16 protein-coding genes and 2 pseudogenes are annotated in these 17,889 nt (G+C 49.5%); 9 read left to right on the top strand and 9 right to left on the bottom strand.

All coding sequences use genetic code 11. The features are described from left to right. Positions 1 to 184 precede the first annotated feature (184 nt). Complete coding sequence (locus tag HV318_RS19465) at positions 185 to 346, top strand: hypothetical protein (RefSeq protein WP_182274043.1); 162 nt, start codon at positions 185 to 187, stop codon at positions 344 to 346. Positions 347 to 400: 54 nt separating this feature from the next. Here HV318_RS19465 and HV318_RS19470 read toward each other — a convergent pair whose 3' ends face one another. Continuing rightward, positions 401 to 739 (bottom strand): DUF3892 domain-containing protein, encoded by a 339-nt coding sequence (locus HV318_RS19470; protein ID WP_249421815.1) that lies wholly within the window; start codon positions 737 to 739, stop codon positions 401 to 403. A 609-nt stretch (positions 740 to 1,348) separates the two neighbouring features. On the opposite strand from HV318_RS19470, the gene mobQ reads away from it, so the two are divergent. After that, positions 1,349 to 2,761: a MobQ family relaxase gene (gene mobQ / locus HV318_RS19475; protein ID WP_182274044.1), complete on the top strand. Its 1,413-nt coding sequence runs from the start codon at positions 1,349 to 1,351 to the stop codon at positions 2,759 to 2,761. A gap of 100 nt (positions 2,762 to 2,861) precedes the next feature. Beyond that, the gene (locus HV318_RS19480) at positions 2,862 to 4,535 is read left to right on the top strand and encodes a P-loop NTPase fold protein (protein WP_182274045.1); all 1,674 of its coding nucleotides are present in this window, start codon (positions 2,862 to 2,864) and stop codon (positions 4,533 to 4,535) included. Between the two features lie 5 nt (positions 4,536 to 4,540). On the opposite strand, the gene HV318_RS19485 is transcribed toward HV318_RS19480, so the two are convergent. The 4 genes and pseudogenes from HV318_RS19485 to HV318_RS19500 all read right to left on the bottom strand — a co-directional run. Continuing rightward, positions 4,541 to 5,572, bottom strand: coding sequence for an IS630-like element ISEc33 family transposase (locus HV318_RS19485; protein WP_001395480.1), 1,032 nt, complete (start codon positions 5,570 to 5,572; stop codon positions 4,541 to 4,543). 372 nt (positions 5,573 to 5,944) lie between these two features. Then, the gene (locus HV318_RS19490) at positions 5,945 to 6,220 is read right to left on the bottom strand and encodes a hypothetical protein (RefSeq protein WP_182274046.1); all 276 of its coding nucleotides are present in this window, start codon (positions 6,218 to 6,220) and stop codon (positions 5,945 to 5,947) included. Between the two features lie 10 nt (positions 6,221 to 6,230). Further along, positions 6,231 to 6,299 (bottom strand): annotated as a pseudogene (locus HV318_RS24555) (SEN1982 family lipoprotein); the annotation flags it as partial. Next, positions 6,279 to 6,410, bottom strand: a pseudogene (locus HV318_RS19500) (YbdK family carboxylate-amine ligase); the annotation flags it as partial. The pseudogenes HV318_RS24555 and HV318_RS19500, both read right to left, overlap by 21 nt. A 111-nt stretch (positions 6,411 to 6,521) precedes the next feature. On the opposite strand from HV318_RS19500, the gene HV318_RS19505 reads away from it, so the two are divergent. After that, a complete protein-coding gene (locus HV318_RS19505) occupies positions 6,522 to 7,937 on the top strand; it encodes a hypothetical protein (RefSeq protein ID WP_182274047.1) in 1,416 nt (471 codons plus the stop codon). A 214-nt stretch (positions 7,938 to 8,151) separates the two neighbouring features. Here the strand turns inward: HV318_RS19505 and HV318_RS19510 are convergent, their stop codons facing one another. Then, positions 8,152 to 8,607, bottom strand: a complete 456-nt coding sequence (locus HV318_RS19510; protein ID WP_182274048.1) for a hypothetical protein — start codon at positions 8,605 to 8,607, stop codon at positions 8,152 to 8,154. A gap of 365 nt (positions 8,608 to 8,972) precedes the next feature. Next, positions 8,973 to 9,848 (bottom strand): LysR substrate-binding domain-containing protein, encoded by an 876-nt coding sequence (locus tag HV318_RS19515; protein WP_182274049.1) that lies wholly within the window; start codon positions 9,846 to 9,848, stop codon positions 8,973 to 8,975. Positions 9,849 to 9,950: 102 nt separating this feature from the next. Here HV318_RS19515 and budA point away from each other — a divergent pair, with 102 nt between their 5' ends. The 5 genes from budA to HV318_RS19540 all read left to right on the top strand — a co-directional run bounded on the left by budA (position 9,951) and on the right by HV318_RS19540 (position 14,694). Beyond that, a complete protein-coding gene (budA, locus tag HV318_RS19520; protein WP_182274050.1) occupies positions 9,951 to 10,733 on the top strand; it encodes an acetolactate decarboxylase in 783 nt (260 codons plus the stop codon). Continuing rightward, positions 10,705 to 12,426, top strand: a complete 1,722-nt coding sequence (gene alsS / locus HV318_RS19525) for an acetolactate synthase AlsS (protein ID WP_395122263.1) — start codon at positions 10,705 to 10,707, stop codon at positions 12,424 to 12,426. Before budA ends, alsS begins: the two co-directional genes overlap by 29 nt. A gap of 20 nt (positions 12,427 to 12,446) precedes the next feature. Then, positions 12,447 to 13,217, top strand: a complete 771-nt coding sequence (locus HV318_RS19530) for a (S)-acetoin forming diacetyl reductase (RefSeq protein WP_182274052.1) — start codon at positions 12,447 to 12,449, stop codon at positions 13,215 to 13,217. Positions 13,218 to 13,349: 132 nt separating this feature from the next. After that, positions 13,350 to 13,823 (top strand): cold-shock protein, encoded by a 474-nt coding sequence (locus HV318_RS19535; protein WP_182274636.1) that lies wholly within the window; start codon positions 13,350 to 13,352, stop codon positions 13,821 to 13,823. Positions 13,824 to 13,995: 172 nt separating this feature from the next. Further along, positions 13,996 to 14,694: a GNAT family N-acetyltransferase gene (locus HV318_RS19540; RefSeq protein ID WP_182274053.1), complete on the top strand. Its 699-nt coding sequence runs from the start codon at positions 13,996 to 13,998 to the stop codon at positions 14,692 to 14,694. Positions 14,695 to 14,698: 4 nt separating this feature from the next. On the opposite strand, the gene entD is transcribed toward HV318_RS19540, so the two are convergent. Further along, the gene (entD, locus tag HV318_RS19545; protein ID WP_182274054.1) at positions 14,699 to 15,391 is read right to left on the bottom strand and encodes an enterobactin synthase subunit EntD; all 693 of its coding nucleotides are present in this window, start codon (positions 15,389 to 15,391) and stop codon (positions 14,699 to 14,701) included. A 48-nt stretch (positions 15,392 to 15,439) separates the two neighbouring features. Beyond that, entirely contained in the window at positions 15,440 to 17,686 is a 2,247-nt protein-coding gene (locus tag HV318_RS19550; RefSeq protein WP_182274055.1) for a TonB-dependent siderophore receptor, read from the bottom strand. Between the last annotated feature and the right edge of the window lie 203 nt (positions 17,687 to 17,889).

A 17,889-nucleotide genomic window follows, 5' to 3' on the forward strand; every position in this document is an offset into this window, starting at 1 on the left:
ATTAAAAAATTAATCAATAGTATGAGAATAATATTTACCTTTTATTCTGAGTTAATAATGCATGAATGTATAACAACAAGTTGTTATTCTTAAAAGTGATATTCAATTCTTATTGTCAGTGCAGCTATAAGAGAGAATAATGGCAATGCATCATTTGATGCTGCCTTAGTCTGAGGAAATAAGTATGGCTACAAATACAGGAAATGATTCAAGAAAAGGTTCAGTTCGAGACCGTACACAAGTTCAAAATCCTAAAAATGGTAATTATACTAAACGGAATACTGACAACGGTCAATTTATGGACCAAAAACAAGATGGGAAACCATTCAAAGGTGTAGCTAAATAAGTTGATAATTGCCGTAAATAGTAAGAAAGGGCCAAAAGGCCCTTTCTTTAGCAATCATGCACACTCAGGGAGATTCAAGAGGTTATTAGGTTGCTCACCATCATTTTGTGTTTTTAAGTATTTATTACCAGAGGCGCTAACAGCAACAATCACCCAAACTGAGTGTCCTCCTGCATTAACATAAAATTTCCATTTCCCTGATTCGATTCCGCTTATAGCCTCTTGCTGTGTGAGCTTCCATCTGGTGCCATCAGCATTTTTACCACCAATATGGGTTATCCTTTCATGAGCACTTTGGCGATTGCTTTTATTGATGCATAATACTTGATGTTCGGACATTTTAGCCTCATTATAATCGCTGTATGTAATTAATAAGATGATCATCATTCCCATTTTATCAAATTTCCTTGAGGAGTGATGCACACTAATCGTAGATCATAACCGCCTGATTTCCAGTCAACAAAAACCTAAATCGCGTACTTTGTAATTTATGCAATACAAGTGATAGCAATTACTAACTAAAAATATCTGATACTCTCCGCGTTACTTATTTTTGTTTATTAGTGTTTTTTATTTCACCTTCCTATGTATTTTATGTGATTTAGTCTTTTCCCGCCTTACGGCGGGATAAATTAACACTCTTTTTGTCCTTCGGACGCCATCTAAACCCCATTTATGTAATATCACGGAATACTTCGCCCGTTTATCCAGATTACGCCGCTTAATTCGGCGGTTTGTTTTACAGACATTCATGTATTTAGTATTAATTAATAAAGGTAAGCCTTATACATTGTTGTTATTTTTGAGTCATTTATGGCGATAAAAAATAAAGCAATGCCCGCTTACGCATTATCGCTTCGCTCTAATGCCGTGGGGTCTACCGACGGTTGCCTGCCGCAGGCTAAAACCGTTTCCTTCGGAAACAAAATCAAGGTCAACGTCAACCCCGGCGTTTTCCTTACGTAAAACGAAAAGCAGCATTAAGCATTGAGGAATATTTGGATGGCGATATACAGTTTTAAAATGGAGAACATCAGCAGAGGCGAAGGTCAGTCTTCGGTTAACTCTGCTGCATATCGTCATCGTAAAGTTTTCTTCGATAACAGGACGGGTGAAGTTTGTGGTCGCAAAACAGCACATAAAAAGGACCTTGCCTTTGCGCAGATTTTTGCACCTGAACATACCCCTCCTGACCTGATTGTTGACAGTGAAACACTCTGGAATGCTGTCGAAGCCTCAGAGAAGAGAAAAGATGCCCGTCTTGCCAAAGAGTTTAAAATTGCCCTCCCTGCCGAGCTAACACCAGAACAGAACATTGAACTCACTGCAGCTTTTGTTCTTGAGCACTTTACCAAGCAAGGCATCATTGCCGATGTTGTTATCCACGATATTAATGGTCATAACCCGCATATCCATATCATGGGAACAACCCGTGAAATTCTTTCTACCGGCTTTGGTAAAAAGGTCCGTGAGTGGGATAGACCTGAAACCCTTGATAGCTGGCGTAAAGGCTGGCAGAACATCTGTAATGGGTTCCTTGAGCTGTATGGTCATGATGAACGCGTTGATCACCGTTCTATCAGGGTTCAGTATGAAGAAGCCCTTGAACAGGCTACTGTTGCCACTACCAATGAAGAGAAAGCTATCTGGCTGGCTAAAGCTATTGAAACGAACCGCGATCCAATACTTCATATTTCTCGTGACCGCTGGGGAACTGTTGCAGCTCAAGAACAACGTGCTGCAGAGCAAGCCATACGTGATGAGTTGAAAAAAGAAGCTGTTGAAGCCTACTTTGCCTTTAAGGATTTACCATTAGACATTGTGGTTGATGTTGCCAGCTTTAGGGTTCATGCACTGGCTGAACCTGAAGAAATTGTTATCCCGGATAATACCGGGAGAGCTTCATCTTCAGACTCGATAAAACCTGTTCTGGTTGCCCCTGCGCCTCATACACACACTACACTGAAAACCCCATCCTCTTCAACGGCAAGAGCACTTACACGCGCTCCTGTTAACGTTAAGAGGACGAAAGTTGAACCTCGCCAGAGCGGTGTTTTCAGACGTTTCACGCTGTTGGTAGTAGATTATATAAGAGAGAAATTCGTCTGGGCCAAGAAGAAGCCAGCTCCTACTTCAGTCGATGCTGAACACGATAAGCGTATTGCTGAAAACTATGTCTTTGATGAAGTTCAGGGTATCTATGTCCCACGTGCTGAGTATGAAAGACGTGCCCGATTTAACAGTGGCACTTATAGTCCAACCAAAGAGGAGATCAGGCGTTTTCCAAGTCGTCCTAAGCTCAAACAAATTTATCTTGATAATGATATTAATTTTAACCCATCGATATTATCTGAGCATGTAAAATTAAAACACTTTCCACGATTGACTGCACCGGTTCCTCATAAGAAGAATTAAGTCAGTCAAAAAACTCTTTGCATTAATTAGTCAAAGTGATAAATTGCAGGTGATACCTATAATACTTCTCATGCCAATCGATTATGGACATCATACAAGAATGAGCACAAATAAACATATTATTGAGAATTTAAATTATTATCTTAGTATACGCAACCCTGAATATTCTTTTCTCCTAACCGGTGGTTGGGGGTCTGGTAAAACACACTTCATTGAAACCTATATCACCGAATATAATGAAAAATCAAAAGGAAAGATTATCAAGATAAGTCTCTTCGGACTAAGCAAAACATCACATATTGATGAGAAAATATTTCAAGAATTACATCCTTTTCTTTCCCATAAATATACAAAACTCGCAGGCAATGTTCTTAAAGGAGCATTAAAACTTGGACTCAAACTAGATCTCAATGGAGATAATAAGAATGAAAGCACTGTAGGTGTAAGCTTGGATAAAATAAATTTTAATGAACTATTTTCAACCTCTGAGGAAAATAATGAAATTATTATTGTTTTAGATGATTTGGAAAGAACTGATATACCATTAAAAGAAGTGTTAGGATATATTAATTATTTAGTAGAAATATCCAAGGCAAAAGTAATCATAATAGCTAATGAGAGTAAACTTTTAAGTAAAAATGAAGAAAATGATGAACATAAAAAAATTGAAAGAGTTTATGAGGAATTCAAAGAAAAAGTAATCGGCAAAACATTTGAAGTCAAACATGATTTTGATGATGTACTGTCAATTTTCTTAAAAGAATCTAAGTACGAAAAACTCATTAACTTCAAACACATAATTAAACATGTCTATTCATTATCGAGCTTCCAAAATCTCAGAAACATAAAACAAGCAATACTGGACTTTGATTACCTAGCTTCCATAATTGACAATAAATATATTAATGATGATAAATTCACTTCTGTATTGATACGCAACTTTTTTGCATTAACAATTGAGATTAAAAATGGTGAGATTAATGAAAAGGCATTAAGAGCAGGGGAACCACTAAATAGGAAAAATTTTGTAACAGGTATAGAAAGCAAGATTGCTTTAAAATACTCTCTTCATGAGACTCCATTGTATTCTGGAGAGTTATGGGCTGACATTCTCTTCAAAGGAAGCCTTATCAATCTCAATGAGGAGACATCAAAACTTGTTTATTTTATAGAAATACCTGAAAAGCAAAACCCACGGTGGTTAAAGCTGTGGTTTTTCACAAAAATGGATGATGAAAATGAGTTCGCTTCTTTAACCAGTTCATTATTAAATGACTTTAAAGAATTAAAAGAAGAACACCCAACAATATACCTACATAATTTAGCATTGATTATTTATTTCTCAAAGAATAAATTAGTTGAAATATCCATTGATGAAATAAAAGAACTAGTTTCTGAATATATTAAAAAACATGATAAAAGCTCCATTTGGAATCAACCCCGCACATATCCACTCTCACATTTTAATGAAACGGGGTATGCTTACTATAATGATATTGACGAAGACTTTATAAAACAACGAAAAATTATCGACGAGAAAATCAGCACTGAAAGAAAAAAGGCAGAAATTGTTTTAAAAAACAATGAACATGAGGATTTTTTACTAGCAATAAAAAATGGGAATATTAAAGCTGTAAATGATTTCTTTATTGAAAAATATCAATACAAAACAATATTTAATAGCATCAGTCCTAATGAATTCACCAAATCGATATTGGACGCATCAAATTCCACCATCAATCATATTGACATGATTCTAAATAGCTGCGCCTAATACCGCTACACTTTTGCCTGACCATGTTTTCCTCCGGGGAATGGGCTGGCGGTTTCCATAAAATGGCGGACCTTTTTCAGTAACTGCCACATTGAGCGGCACTGATGATTACGGGTTATCGTGTCATGAAGTGCCTGCCATAGCCGTTCCACATGATTCACCCACGGCGAGTAAACCGGCTGGTAAATTACCCTGAACTTGGGATTTGCTTTCAACCAGCGCTGTGTTTCGCGGCTTTTATGGATAATGTAGTTATCAACGATCAGCGTGATTGTTTTCGCCCGCCGGTAAGTGGCTTTCAGGTGCTTTAGCAGAGCGATAAACAGCGCTGAACTTTTGCTGTTGCCGCCCACGTAGCTGACTTTACCCGTGCCACTGTGCAGTGCGCCGGCCAGATAGTATTTTTCGTTCTGCCCCGGCGTCACTACCCGTTTCTGCTGTCCGCGCAACTGCCAGTCCGCACCGATTTTAGGATTAAGGTGGATATCCACTTCATCTTCATAAAATACCGGATGCTCTGCGCTGCATTCATCCAGCGCTTTGTGGATTACCGCCATCTTTTCATCTTTATGTGGGTCACGGATACGCAGAGTTGGCGCGGCCCTGCGCCATACAAGCCCCGCAGATGGCAACCAGCGGCGAACGGTTCCTGCATGTAACTGGCAACCGGTTATCTCATTGATTTTTATTGCCAGTAATTCGGTGCTCCAGCGTGAACGTTGATAACCAAAATCGCCGGGAGAATGCTTTATCAGCTCACGTAACAGGGTGCAGATATGTTCAAAAGGCCAGCGTCGGGAGCGCCCTGCGGGTAAGGATTTCAGGCCTTCAATACCTGAGTGCGTAAACCAGTTAATCCAGCGACCAACGGATGAACGGGCACAACAGAGAGTTCTGGCAACATCGCTGACCCGTTCACCCCGATGAAGCATTAGCATGGCCGTGAGTCTGCGGGCATGATTTTTATCACGCGTTTTATGAATAGCTTTCTGCATCAGGCGTCGTTCGCCACGGGGTATTGGTACTATGATCGGCATCGCTCAGTCCGGTTGGTGATTTTGGTTGGTTTGGCGATTGATCAGATCGCACAATCCGGGCTGAGTTCCCTTTCAGTGATCTACTATTCCGCGCAGCTATTTAGGCGAGCGGTATTTTTCAAATACTTCACTAAATGGAAGGCCTCTCCATCAATATTTCAGCGATGAGCATTCTTTTTGGCAAGATGTCTACGTATCAATAGATAATATTTTAGAAGCTCAGAAAGGTATAAAACATCACAACCTACAGAGATTGAACATATCCAGAATTGCAAATATAATTAATTTACTTGGCTGAGATATAAAATAATATCTATCAAACAATCACATAAGGAGGGCTGTACGTAATGCAGCCCTTATGCAAGATTGCTATTACATTCTTCGCCTAAACACAACATTATCAGAAAAAATAGCTTTACCAACTACAAACCCAACAGCCGCAATTATTGGTAGGCTGATAGTCGCCCCCGCGATGCCTGTAGACATTCCGATAAGAATAGACAGGCCAAAGGTAAGCAATATAACCACGAAAGCATACCACTGCGGATAAGCCCCATATAAAACAGTCGCCATGCAGCCGGTGCAGACATGCACACCGCGTTGGCTCTCTTTCAGACAAAAAGGACACTGGATAGTTTTGTTTTCCATAATAGTATCCTTAATTGGCTTTCCAGCCATTGCTGGTTTTAACAAGATTAATCATTCCTTCTTCAGGTTTATTCATACCTGTAGTGGCCAGTAGCCAGTGCGATGTCGCCTGAATCAGCCCGGCGATATTAATCGCGTGGGTGAGCGTCAGTGGCGTGTCCATTACCCGTACCTCCACGGTACCAGAAGCGGCAGTAGCCAATCTCATATTACGTTTATCTATAACGTTGCAATCATGGCTGGCTAATAATTTAGTCCCTGATGCCGATAACTTTATTTCTTAATCAATATATGAAGGAACATGTATGTGCTGCGTACGCCCTTTAATGTACCCTCTTTTTTTCTGTCTATCTTACCGTTTTCTTTCGTGCAAGCTGCTGATAAGCCTGCATTGATAGGTGGTGACACTAACCCCTTGTCTATAACCAGAATCCACGATCGTGTGAATTACATGGTGTCGTTAAAATTCAATAACGGGAAAATGGCTCAGCAATGGCGTTCCGTTGATTGTAAACAGAGCAAGGCACAGCTTCTGTACGAGGATTTACTAAGTGAAGAGGGATATACCAAAGCCCGCTTTTACGGCAACAGCTACCTCCGTTATGCGCCTGCACAGGATGATAAGCAGATGACGGCAGAGGATATCCGTATGGTTTGCCAGCTACCAATAAAAGACGCTCGATGGGAAAGATTATCAGCCACGGATACAGTCGGTATTACCGACCTTGTCGATGTTAACAGCATCCAGCGCGTTGGCGACATTTTATCGGTACGTATGGGATATGATTTTGCAGATACCACCTGGGAACCGCCTTATGACGCACCGATGGAATTAAAGATTGAGCACTACTTATATAACTGTAAAACGCATCAGGGAGATGCTGTCGCCTTAATGAACTTCGACAGTGAGGGACGCGTTACGGACTCACTCATTACTGCAGATATTGTTCGCCGCAAGAGTGACTTCAAAATTAACACGGAAAAAGCACAACGCTTTGAGCAGCTCTGCCAGTTACCAGCAGGAAAAACGTTCACGGCCGAAGGACATTTTATTCCTGCTGCTAACAAGCCAGCATCAACGTTGATGGGGCCCTCAATGCCCGATCTGAACAATAATAATCCACAATGGCTTAATAAATATCCCCTTTCTGCTGCAATTGAGCACCAGGCGCAGTCATTGATCAAACCCTGGGCGCTTCCGCACTTTAAACAGGTTCGTTATACCGAAGTAAGCACGCTCGGTAAGATCAAAGTACAGTTGGATGCACAACCGGATGGTTATGTACGCAAACTGGAAGATTATGGTATCTGGACGGTGCAACGTTTAACTTTGGCTAATCAGCTGCAGCTGAAATTCACCATGTCCATCAGTAGTGGTACCGTATTACTCAACAAATTGCAGACGGATATGCATTTCCCGTTAGTGACTGGCCAACGATATCAGGCGGAATGGGATAATATTGATGCTGATAAGAAAGTCACTGCTTCAGCGTTACGCTGTAATGTAACGGGAGAAGGGGATGCACAGAGCATTGCACCTGCGTTTAGTGGGAAATATCTATTAGTTGAGTGTCATGGAACTCATGAAGGGCAGCAGGATAGCCGTGATAAATTAGCCTGGCTGCAAGATCTCAACATCTTCGTCCCGGTCGCTCAGCAATTGGGGAATAAACCTGAAAGTCCGGTGAAACTTGAAAATGTTAGTGTGATACGTTAATAACAAAAAAGGCTCGCCGCCTTAGCTGGTGGGCCTTTTTTAACCTTCTTGCTGACTTTTTCAATCCCCATCCCCTCTGTCAGCTTACAGGCAAATGTGAACGACTCTTTGTTGATTAACGCACTGTAATTTTAGTAATGCCTACATCAGCAGTGAGAACAATTGCGCTCTCCACATCCACACCTCAGCAGCATTTCGGCTTCTTTCACCCGCTTTAGTGCGCTGCGATATAGGGCTCTTTTACAAACTCCGCCAGCAGCCAGACCATATCATGCAGCAACCCGGTCAGTTCCTTCGCCACGCTGGTGGGCAATGTTCCGCCCATCACGGCCTGTGTTAATGCCACCGCATAGTCCACCTGCAACGTTGTTTCCTGCCAGCAGTCCGGGACGCAAGAAGCCATCTTTTCCCCCGCAATCAGCTGTTCAACCAGATAAGGCGGGAGCTCTGTATCGCAACGTCCACGCAGTTGCTTAAGTGTCGCCAGTAAACGCGTGCAGAGCGTGGAAAATGTTACCGCGTCGTCCGTTTCAACCAACACGCTCACATAGGCGGCACAGGCGTCGGCCAGTTCGAAGAGATCCGCAGTATCTGAAAGCTGCAGGTTGATAAGATGGTGAATAACGCTTTCTTCAGAAAGTGAGTAAGAAAAGCCAGGGATAGTAGCCATAAGACATCCTCTTTATGCAAAATTAATTAACCGCCCAGGGAGTTCCTACGCTCGAAGGGGGTAGTGCTGACGGAGGTAGGAATGCCGTGCATAAAGAAAACGGCCAGCTTCTCAGCTGCTCCGCCAGCGCTACCGTATTCTAACGAGAGGAGCGCTGCCGCGACAACAATTGTCACTTTGTGTACTTCGGGTTCCTACGCCCGATTGCGGATGTGCCGCAACGCAGGCACTTTACGACTGTGAGGAGGGGAAGAAAAGCAATAACCCTGATGTACATAAGGTAAATTTCAGGTTTGCGAGGCTGCTTCCAGAAAGACCTTACCGGGTGGCGGCGATGCCTTATCTGGACGACAAAACCCCTGTCATCATGCCTGCATCGCCAAAAAACGTTTCACCGTGCGGGAACGTTCAAAACGCCGCCAGCAAAGCGCGATATCGGTATAGAGTTCCGGGGTCGTTAACGCATGATAAGTAACATCTGGTGGAGAAATGGCCGCCATCGACTGCGGCACCAGCGCAAACCCGCCACCTGCGGCTACCATGCTGAGGGAAGATGAAAGCTGGGAAGACTGTAGCGTGTGTTGCATATCAATCCCCGCGCGCTCGCAGCATCCGTAAACGCGGTCATAAAGCCCCGGCGCAACGTCCTGGGGGAACAAAATTACCGGCGTAGTATTAAGCTGTGCCAGCGTCAGAGAAGGCTGGCCTGCCAGCGGATGCGTGCGGTGTAAAGCCACAACCATCGGTTCCCTGTCGAGTATTTTCAGCTCGAACGCCTTGCTGCTCTCGCACGGCAAGCGGACAAACGCCAGATCCAGCTCTCCCTCGCCCAGCCGGGTCATCAGGGTCGCCATATTGGCTTCCACCTGATGCACCGTGACCGCCGGATTTTGCAGCTGAAACTGACGGATCAGCGCAAAGATATGCGGATGAAATGCATCTGAGCTGGTGATACCAATCGACAGACTGCCAATCAGGCCTCTGGCAATTCCACGGGCTTTTTCCAGCGCGGCATCGCTCATCGCCAGAATTTTGCAGGCATCCTCGTAGAATGCTTCTCCGGCCTCGGTCAGCTCCACACCCCGCGTCAGACGCCGGAACAGGGGCGTCCCCACCTCTTCCTCCAGGCGTTTAATCTGCTGACTGAGCGGCGGCTGAGAAATACCCAGCGATTTAGCCGCTTTGGTGAAGTGTCGCTCGTGTGCCACCGCGACGAAATACCGCAGATAACGAAGTTCCATATCAAAAACGTCTCAAAACAGCATGGTTTCTATATTGGAACTCTCAGCTGAATCGGGTCAACATTTATTTAACCTTTCTTAAAAAAGTTGAAGAGGAAGAGCATGACGACGCATTCATCTGCATGCGACTGTGAGGAGAGTTTGTGTGAAACCCTGCGAGGGTTCTCGGCTCAGCATCCTGACAGCGTGATTTATCAGACATCGCTAATGAGCGCCCTGTTAAGCGGCGTATATGAAGGGGAAACCACCATCGCCAGCCTGTTAACCCGTGGCGATTTCGGTCTGGGTACCTTCAACGAGCTGGACGGCGAAATGATCGCCTTCAGCAGCCAGGTTTACCAGTTGCGCGCCGATGGCAGCGCCCGCGCCGCAAAGCCGGAGCAAAAAACGCCGTTCGCGGTGATGACCTGGTTCCAGCCGCAGTATCGCAAAACGTTCGATACGCCGGTCAGCCGCCAGCAGATCCACGACGCGATCGACCAGCAGATCCCCTCCGATAACCTGTTTTGCGCTCTGCGGATCGACGGCAACTTCCGCCACGCTCACACCCGCACGGTACCGCGCCAGACGCCGCCGTACCGCGCGATGACCGACGTGCTCGACGACCAGCCGGTATTCCGTTTTAACCAGCGCCAGGGCGTGCTGGTTGGGTTCCGCACGCCGCAGCATATGCAGGGGATTAACGTGGCGGGCTATCACGAACATTTCATTACCGATGACCGCCAGGGGGGAGGCCATCTGCTGGATTATCAGCTGGAGAGCGGCGTGCTCACCTTTGGTGAAATTCATAAGCTGATGATCGATCTCCCCGCCGACAGCGCATTTTTGCAGGCCAACCTTCACCCCAGCAACCTTGATGCGGCGATCCGTTCCGTCGAAAACTAACAGGAGAATAACCGTGAACAGTGACAAACATTCACGCCAGTGGGCGCATGGTGCCGATTTGATTGTCGGCCAGCTGGAAGCTCAGGGCGTGAAGCAGGTGTTTGGTATTCCTGGCGCGAAAATCGATAAAGTGTTTGATTCTCTTCTGGATTCGCCCATTCAGCTGATCCCCGTGCGTCACGAAGCGAACGCAGCATTTATGGCGGCAGCGGTAGGGCGGCTGACCGGTAAAGCCGGGGTGGCGCTGGTTACCTCCGGGCCGGGTTGCTCGAACCTTATTACCGGCATTGCCACGGCCAACAGCGAAGGCGATCCGGTTGTTGCGCTGGGCGGGGCAGTGAAGCGGGCAGACAAAGCGAAACAGGTACACCAGAGCATGGATACCGTCGGTATGTTCAGCCCGGTAACCAAATATGCCGTTGAGGTCAGCTCTTCGGATGCCATTGCCGAGGTGGTATCAAACGCATTTCGCGCCGCCGAGCAGGGCAGGCCGGGCAGTGCCTTCGTCAGCCTGCCGCAAGATATTGTCGACCAGCCTGCCACGGGCGCTATTTTACCGGCGGGCACCTCCGCGCTGATGGGCCCCGCACCTGACGCCGCCATTAACGACGTCGCGCGGCTTATCGAAAAGGCCAAAAACCCGGTGATCTTACTGGGGCTGATGGCGAGCCAGCCCGCCAACAGCACGGCGCTGCATCAGTTGCTGGAGAAAAGCCGCATCCCGGTGACCAGCACCTATCAGGCCGCCGGCGCGGTGAACCAGCAGCACTTTACCCGCTTCGCCGGGCGCGTCGGCCTCTTTAATAATCAGGCGGGCGACCGGCTTTTACATCTGGCCGACCTGATTATCTGCATCGGCTACAGCCCCGTTGAGTACGAGCCAGCCATGTGGAACCGGGGTGATGCCACGCTGGTGCATATCGACGTGCTTCCCGCCTACGAAGAGCGCAACTACGTGCCTGATGTCGAACTGGTTGGTGATATCGCGGCAACACTCAATGCCCTGGCGGGGCGTATGAGCCGGTCGCTTGAACTTAGCCCACAGGCCACCGAAATTCTTATCGATCGCCAGCATCAGCGGGATCTGCTCGACAGACGCGGCGCATCGCTCGGCCAGTTTGCCCTGCACCCGCTGCGCATCGTGCGGGCCATGCAGGACATCGTCAACAGTGACGTCACGCTCACCGTGGACATGGGGAGCTTCCACATCTGGATTGCCCGCTACCTGTACAGCTTCCGGGCGCGTCAGGTGATGATCTCCAACGGTCAGCAGACGATGGGCGTTGCCCTGCCGTGGGCAATTGGGGCCTGGCTGGTCAACCCTGGCCGCAAGGTGGTTTCCGTTTCCGGTGACGGGGGATTCCTGCAGTCGAGCATGGAGCTGGAAACCGCTGTCCGCCTCAACGCCAACGTGCTGCACATCATCTGGGTGGATAACGCCTACAACATGGTGGCGATCCAGGAAGAGAAAAAATACCAGCGCCTTTCCGGCGTGGAGTTCGGCCCGGTCGACTTCAGGGCCTACGCTGACGCCTTTGGCGCGAAAGGCTTTGCCGTAGAGAGCGCGGCGGCGCTGGAGCCGACGTTGCGTGCCGCAATGGATGTCGATGGGCCTGCCGTGGTGGCGATCCCCGTTGACTATAGCGATAACCCGCTGCTGATGGGCCAGCTCCATCTCAGCCAGATTTTGTGAATCAACATAAGGATAAAGACATGCAAAAAGTTGCCCTCGTTACTGGCTCAGGCCAGGGGATTGGTAAAGCGATTGCGCTGCGCCTGGTCAAAGATGGTTTTGCCGTGGCAATTGCGGATTACAACGAACAGACGGCAAAAACGGTGGCCGATGAAATTGCGAGCAGCGGCGGGAAGGCCATTGCCGTGAAGGTGGATGTCTCAAACCGTGAGCAGGTGTTTGCCGCGGTCGAAAAAACGCGTAAGGCACTGGGCGGATTTGACGTTATCGTCAATAACGCGGGGGTTGCCCCATCCACGCCGATTGAGTCGATCACGCCAGAGATGGTAGACAAGGTCTACAACATCAACGTCAAAGGGGTGATCTGGGGGATTCAGGCGGCTATCGATGCATTCCGTAAGGAAGGACATGGCGGCAAAATCATCAACGCCTGCTCGCAGGCGGGCCACACCGGTAACCCGGAGCTGGCGGTATACAGTTCAAGCAAGTTCGCCGTACGTGGCCTGACCCAGACCGCCGCGCGCGATCTGGCTCCGCTGGGGATCACCGTGAATGCCTATTGCCCGGGTATTGTAAAAACGCCGATGTGGGCGGAAATCGACAGACAGGTTTCCGAGGCTGCCGGTAAACCGCTCGGCTATGGTACAGAAACGTTCGCGAAACGCATCACGCTGGGCAGATTGTCCGAACCGGAAGACGTCGCAGCCTGTGTTTCTTACCTGGCGAGCCCGGATTCCGACTACATGACCGGTCAGTCACTGCTGATTGACGGCGGCATGGTGTTCAACTAAATAAAAAAATAAGCTCTGACATGAATTTCCCCTGCACATGTGCAGGGGTTTTTTTTGTCTGCGCAGACATTGTGCATTACACTGCGCGCTGCAAAAATTGAGTTAACGATCGACAGACAGGCGGTAGCAACGATGAACGGTACAATCACAACGTGGTTTAAAGATAAAGGCTTTGGATTTATCAAAGATGAAAACGGCGACAACCGCTATTTTCACGTGATTAAGGTCGCGAATCCTGATCTGATCAAGAAAGATGCAGCGGTGACCTTCGAGCCCACCACTAACAACAAAGGCCTTTCTGCCTATGCGGTGAAGGTGATCCCGGAAAGTAAACACCTCTATATCGCGGGTGAGCGCGTGAAGCTCACCTCGATCAAATCCTTCGTGGTGTTTAGCGAAGAAGAGCCAGTGGATACCGGGATCGACAAAGAGAACGCGGTGCTGTCGGTGGGGCTTCTGATGAACAACATCAAGCCGAAATCGGAGAAGAAGCCGGGCGAAATGCGCACGGTGAAGAAGCTGGCGATCACCACGTTCCAGAACACGACGCTGATCTTCACCGAAGATGAGATAGACATCGACGCCACGGTGAAACTGCTGAAATAAATCTGCCTGTGCAGAAACGAAAAGCCGGGTGGTGGCTACGCCTGACCCGGCCTACGCCTCTCCCTTTCCCGCACTATAAAACCTGAGCGTCGCACCGCCGGACACGGTCACTCTTTTCGTCTGCTTTTTAACCTGCTATAACAAAACCCTTACCTTTCAGGGAGTATCTGCCGTGCCGGAAATCAATCAACATGGTCAAACCGTTAACGATATCGTGCCCGACTGGAAAGGGGCGCGCACTCTGACCCGTACGCCGCTGACGGGCCAGTACTGTCGGCTGGAGCCGCTGGATGCCAGCCTCCATGCCGCCGATCTGTTTGATGCCTACGCACTGGGTGATGACAGCGACTGGACGTGGCTTTCCAGCACGCAGCCTGTGAGCGTGGAGGAGACGGCACGCTGGGTGCTCGATAAAGTGATGGACGACGAGCTGGTGCCTTATGCCGTCATCGACTTACGCACCGCGCGCGCTGTGGGGCTGGTGAGTTATCTGACCATTGAGCAGATGCTGGGCTCGGTGGAAATCGGCCACGTGACCTGGTCGCGGAAAATGAAGGGCTCCAGGCTTGGTACTGAAGCGGTGTGGCTGTTGCTGAACAATGCCTTTGAGCACGGGTATCGGCGGCTGGAATGGAAGTGCGATTCGATGAATGTCGCCTCACGGAACGCGGCCGAGCGGCTGGGGTTTGTCTGGGAAGGGCGACTACGTCAGAAGCTGGTGCGTAAAGGACGCAACCGCGACAGCGATATGCTTTCTATTATTGATGGTGAATGGCCGGAGCGTGACGCGGTGCTGCGTGCCTGGCTGGCAGCGGAGAATTTTGACGGGGAAGGGCGGCAGGTTAAACGGTTAGAGGCGTTTCGGGGATAGTTGTTCACACTCCGTGTGATAAACCGGACAGCCTCGTACTTTTCTCGCTGGCCAGCGTAAAAACGCTCCCGTTAACTCTCTTCCAGGCGAGGGTAAAATGCTTACCCTCGTTAAACTCCCCCACTGTACGTGACAGCGCCAGGGTCAGGCTCTTGTCATCCAGCGCAATCACTTGCGCACAATCGAACCCCATATACACACCCGCGTGGGGGAACAGCGCTTTAAACACACTTTCTTTCGCACTGAACGTGAGCGTCAGCGCCAGTCCGAAAGGGTAACCGGACTGCAACAGGCATGTCTCTTCCAGGGCATTAATCACCCCATCCTTAATCTCCTTCGTTTCACGCTCGGGCAGGATCGCTTCGCAATCAATCCCTGTCAGCAGATGTTGATCGCGGACAGCAATCGCCATTGCCTGGACACCGCTGTGGGTAATGCTGCCTGAAATCCCCTCCGGCCAGAGTGGTTCACCACCGGAACCGATGCCCGGGAGTGTGTGCTCGTTGAGGGCGTGCAGCGCGTGTGCAGCGGCAATGCGTCCGGCCAGATGATCGGTTTTACGTTTACGTCCGGCGTGGGTCAAATGCGCGTGGTGAGGGAGCCAGAGGAGATCGGCGTCGGTGAAGGTAGTGGGATCAAATTCGACGTGGTGGACGGTTTGTCCGGCAAGAAGAAAAGTGGAATAAGTTGTGTGCATTTTCCCTCGCTCAGACCCTCTCCCCAAAGGAGAGAGGGAATGGTTACCTTAAAAACGCGTATTCACGCTCATATACCAGGTTCGACCCGGTTCATTATACGTGTATGCACCAGCACCGTACATATAGGCACCGGTGGCGGCGTTACCCGTGGTCTGGGCATTACCCGCACGCCACTGACGTTTGTCGAAGACGTTATCCAGGCCGCCGGTCAGGCTGACGTTTTTGGTCATGTCCCAGGTCGCACTCAGGCCAACGATGCTGTACGGACTGACCTCGTCTTTCTCGGAGCCGGTCACAGGCTGGCCTTTATAGTTGTATTTCTTCGGCTGCTGCTTGCCGTACCAGGTGAAGGTCGACTGCAGCGAGACATCCTGGTGAACCTGCCAGCTCAGGGTGGAGTTCAGCGTGTACTCCGGGATGATCGACAGACGGTCGCCGGTCTCCTTGTTCTTACTTTGCAGCATCCAGGTGATGTTGTTCGTCCAGTTAACCGTGTCACTGACCGGCACGTTCAGCGTACCTTCCAGACCTTCTACCACCGCCTTCGGCACGTTTTCCCACTGATAGATATCGGTCTGAACTTTACCGGAAGAGGTGTGGCCAATCGGCGTATAGCCCGCTTCAATTTTGTCGCGGTAGTCGTTACGGAACCAGGTCACGCCCGCCAGCCAGCCGTCGCGTTTCCACTCCAGACCAATCTCTTTGTTGATACTGGTTTCGGCTTTCAGATCATCGTTACCCATCATGTAACAACCCACGCCGTCACTGCTTGCGTAGCAACCCTGACCTTTGCTGTACAGCAGGTAGTTCGGGTTAGTCTGATACAGGCTCGGTGCTTTGTAGGCGCGGGCGATACCCATCTTCAGGGTGAGGTCATTCCCCAGACCTTGTGACAGGTTCAGCGACGGGCTCCAGTTGTTACCCACAATGGTGTGGTGATCGAAGCGCAGCGCCGGGGTCAGCATGGTGCTGTCGGTCAGCTCCATGTTGTTTTCGGCAAACAGGGAGAAGATCTCCGCCGAGGTATATGGGCTGCGATCGTTGCTCATGCCCGGGATGGTCCCGCCCTGCAGGGTTTGCGTGAAGGAGGTGGCGTCTTTCATACGCTGCTGGTTCCACTCAGTACCCAGCGTCAGGTTCTGGTTGACCAGGAAATCAATCGGCAGGTTGATTTCGCTGTGCAGCATCACGTCAGCCAGGTCGGTATCGGTGAATTTATCGCTGTTGAACAACCCTTCCAGGCCGCCCGCCAGGCCTTCGCCAAGACGCGAGTTGCGGGTGTGCTCGTACTGTGCCCAGTTGCTGGTGGTGATGCCGTTATCCCAGCCACCGTTCCAGGTCACTGCAAAATTCTGGCGATAGATTCGGTTAGTCTCTTTGCCGTAGTTTTTCTTCACCAGCGCGTTGTCGTTGTTGGTGTTCTGGGTGTCACCCGCGTAGAGGTTGTTCTGGCGGCTGTAGCCCGCTTCAAACTCCAGGGACTGCATTGGCGCAAAGTCCCAGCGCACCACGCCGTTGATGTCTTTGTTTTCCACCCCTTCACGACCGGCTGGCAGCGTGTTGGCATAGATACCGGTGCGGTCGGACTGGTGGCCCTGGTTGATGTCCCAGGCATCGGCCTGCGTTTTGTCCAGGTTACCGTACATGCGGAAGCTGAAATCGCCGCCCAGCGGGCCGCTCAGGCTGAAGTTGGTACGTTTGGTGGAACCTTCGTCCTTGTGCTCTGGCGCATTCAGGTAGGTGTTCCAGGAACCGTGCCACTGGTCGTCGAATTTTTTGGTGATGATGTTTACCACCCCCCCAGCCGCACCGTTGCCGTAGCGTGCCGCGGCCGGGCCACGGATCACTTCGATGCGTTCGACCATCTCCGGCGGTACCCAGCCAGTATCACCGCGGGTATCGCGCTCACCGCGCCAGCCCAGACGAATGGAGTTACGGCTGGTGACGGGTTTGCCATCAATCAGGATCAGGGTGTTTTCCGGGCCCATACCGCGGATATCAATCTGACGGTTGTTGCCGCGCTGGCCGCTGGTGGAGTTACCGGTCAGGTTAACGCCCGGCATGGTGCGGATGATTTCGGCCACGTCGCGGGCGGGGGGATTTTTACGGATTTCATCGGCCGTGATGGTCGACACACCCGGTGCCTGCAGGTTTTGCTCTGCGGCGGTGATCACCATCGTATCTTCGTGCTGCGCGGTGGTGGTGGCGGTTTTGTCGTCCGCCAGCGCGGGCAGCGCGACGCCGTAAATCCCTAAGTTGACCAGCAAGGCCAGAGAGTGAATCTTCTTATTCATTGTACGTCCTGCTTTTCGCGCCGCTTCCTCCTGGCTCCATTCCCGAAGGGGAGAGGAGGCGGCATGTTGTCACCCGCATTTTGTGTAAGCCGCCCTGTCCCCGGGCGCACACAACGCTGGCATGGTTATTTTATGAACGCGCTTCCCACAGCGCGGGCACTACGCTATTGCAAATGCAAATAGTTATCAATAATATTATCAAT

This window comes from Enterobacter sp. RHBSTW-00901, from assembly GCF_014103115.1.
In the GTDB taxonomy this organism is placed as follows: domain Bacteria; phylum Pseudomonadota; class Gammaproteobacteria; order Enterobacterales; family Enterobacteriaceae; genus Enterobacter; species Enterobacter cloacae_P.

What these genes read in the sequence shown, in the direction of transcription:
- HV318_RS19465 (WP_182274043.1), top strand. Translation starts at nt 185, where the DNA reads ATGGCTACAAATACAGGAAATGATTCAAGAAAAGGTTCAGTTCGAGAC.
- HV318_RS19470 (WP_249421815.1), bottom strand. Translation starts at nt 739, where the DNA reads ATGGGAATGATGATCATCTTATTAATTACATACAGCGATTATAATGAG.
- mobQ (WP_182274044.1), top strand. Translation starts at nt 1,349, where the DNA reads ATGGCGATATACAGTTTTAAAATGGAGAACATCAGCAGAGGCGAAGGT.
- HV318_RS19480 (WP_182274045.1), top strand. Translation starts at nt 2,862, where the DNA reads ATGAGCACAAATAAACATATTATTGAGAATTTAAATTATTATCTTAGT.
- HV318_RS19485 (WP_001395480.1), bottom strand. Translation starts at nt 5,572, where the DNA reads ATGCCGATCATAGTACCAATACCCCGTGGCGAACGACGCCTGATGCAG.
- HV318_RS19490 (WP_182274046.1), bottom strand. Translation starts at nt 6,220, where the DNA reads ATGGAAAACAAAACTATCCAGTGTCCTTTTTGTCTGAAAGAGAGCCAA.
- HV318_RS19505 (WP_182274047.1), top strand. Translation starts at nt 6,522, where the DNA reads ATGTATGTGCTGCGTACGCCCTTTAATGTACCCTCTTTTTTTCTGTCT.
- HV318_RS19510 (WP_182274048.1), bottom strand. Translation starts at nt 8,607, where the DNA reads ATGGCTACTATCCCTGGCTTTTCTTACTCACTTTCTGAAGAAAGCGTT.
- HV318_RS19515 (WP_182274049.1), bottom strand. Translation starts at nt 9,848, where the DNA reads ATGGAACTTCGTTATCTGCGGTATTTCGTCGCGGTGGCACACGAGCGA.
- budA (WP_182274050.1), top strand. Translation starts at nt 9,951, where the DNA reads ATGACGACGCATTCATCTGCATGCGACTGTGAGGAGAGTTTGTGTGAA.
- alsS (WP_395122263.1), top strand. Translation starts at nt 10,705, where the DNA reads ATGCGGCGATCCGTTCCGTCGAAAACTAACAGGAGAATAACCGTGAAC.
- HV318_RS19530 (WP_182274052.1), top strand. Translation starts at nt 12,447, where the DNA reads ATGCAAAAAGTTGCCCTCGTTACTGGCTCAGGCCAGGGGATTGGTAAA.
- HV318_RS19535 (WP_182274636.1), top strand. Translation starts at nt 13,350, where the DNA reads ATGAACGGTACAATCACAACGTGGTTTAAAGATAAAGGCTTTGGATTT.
- entD (WP_182274054.1), bottom strand. Translation starts at nt 15,391, where the DNA reads ATGCACACAACTTATTCCACTTTTCTTCTTGCCGGACAAACCGTCCAC.
- HV318_RS19550 (WP_182274055.1), bottom strand. Translation starts at nt 17,686, where the DNA reads ATGAATAAGAAGATTCACTCTCTGGCCTTGCTGGTCAACTTAGGGATT.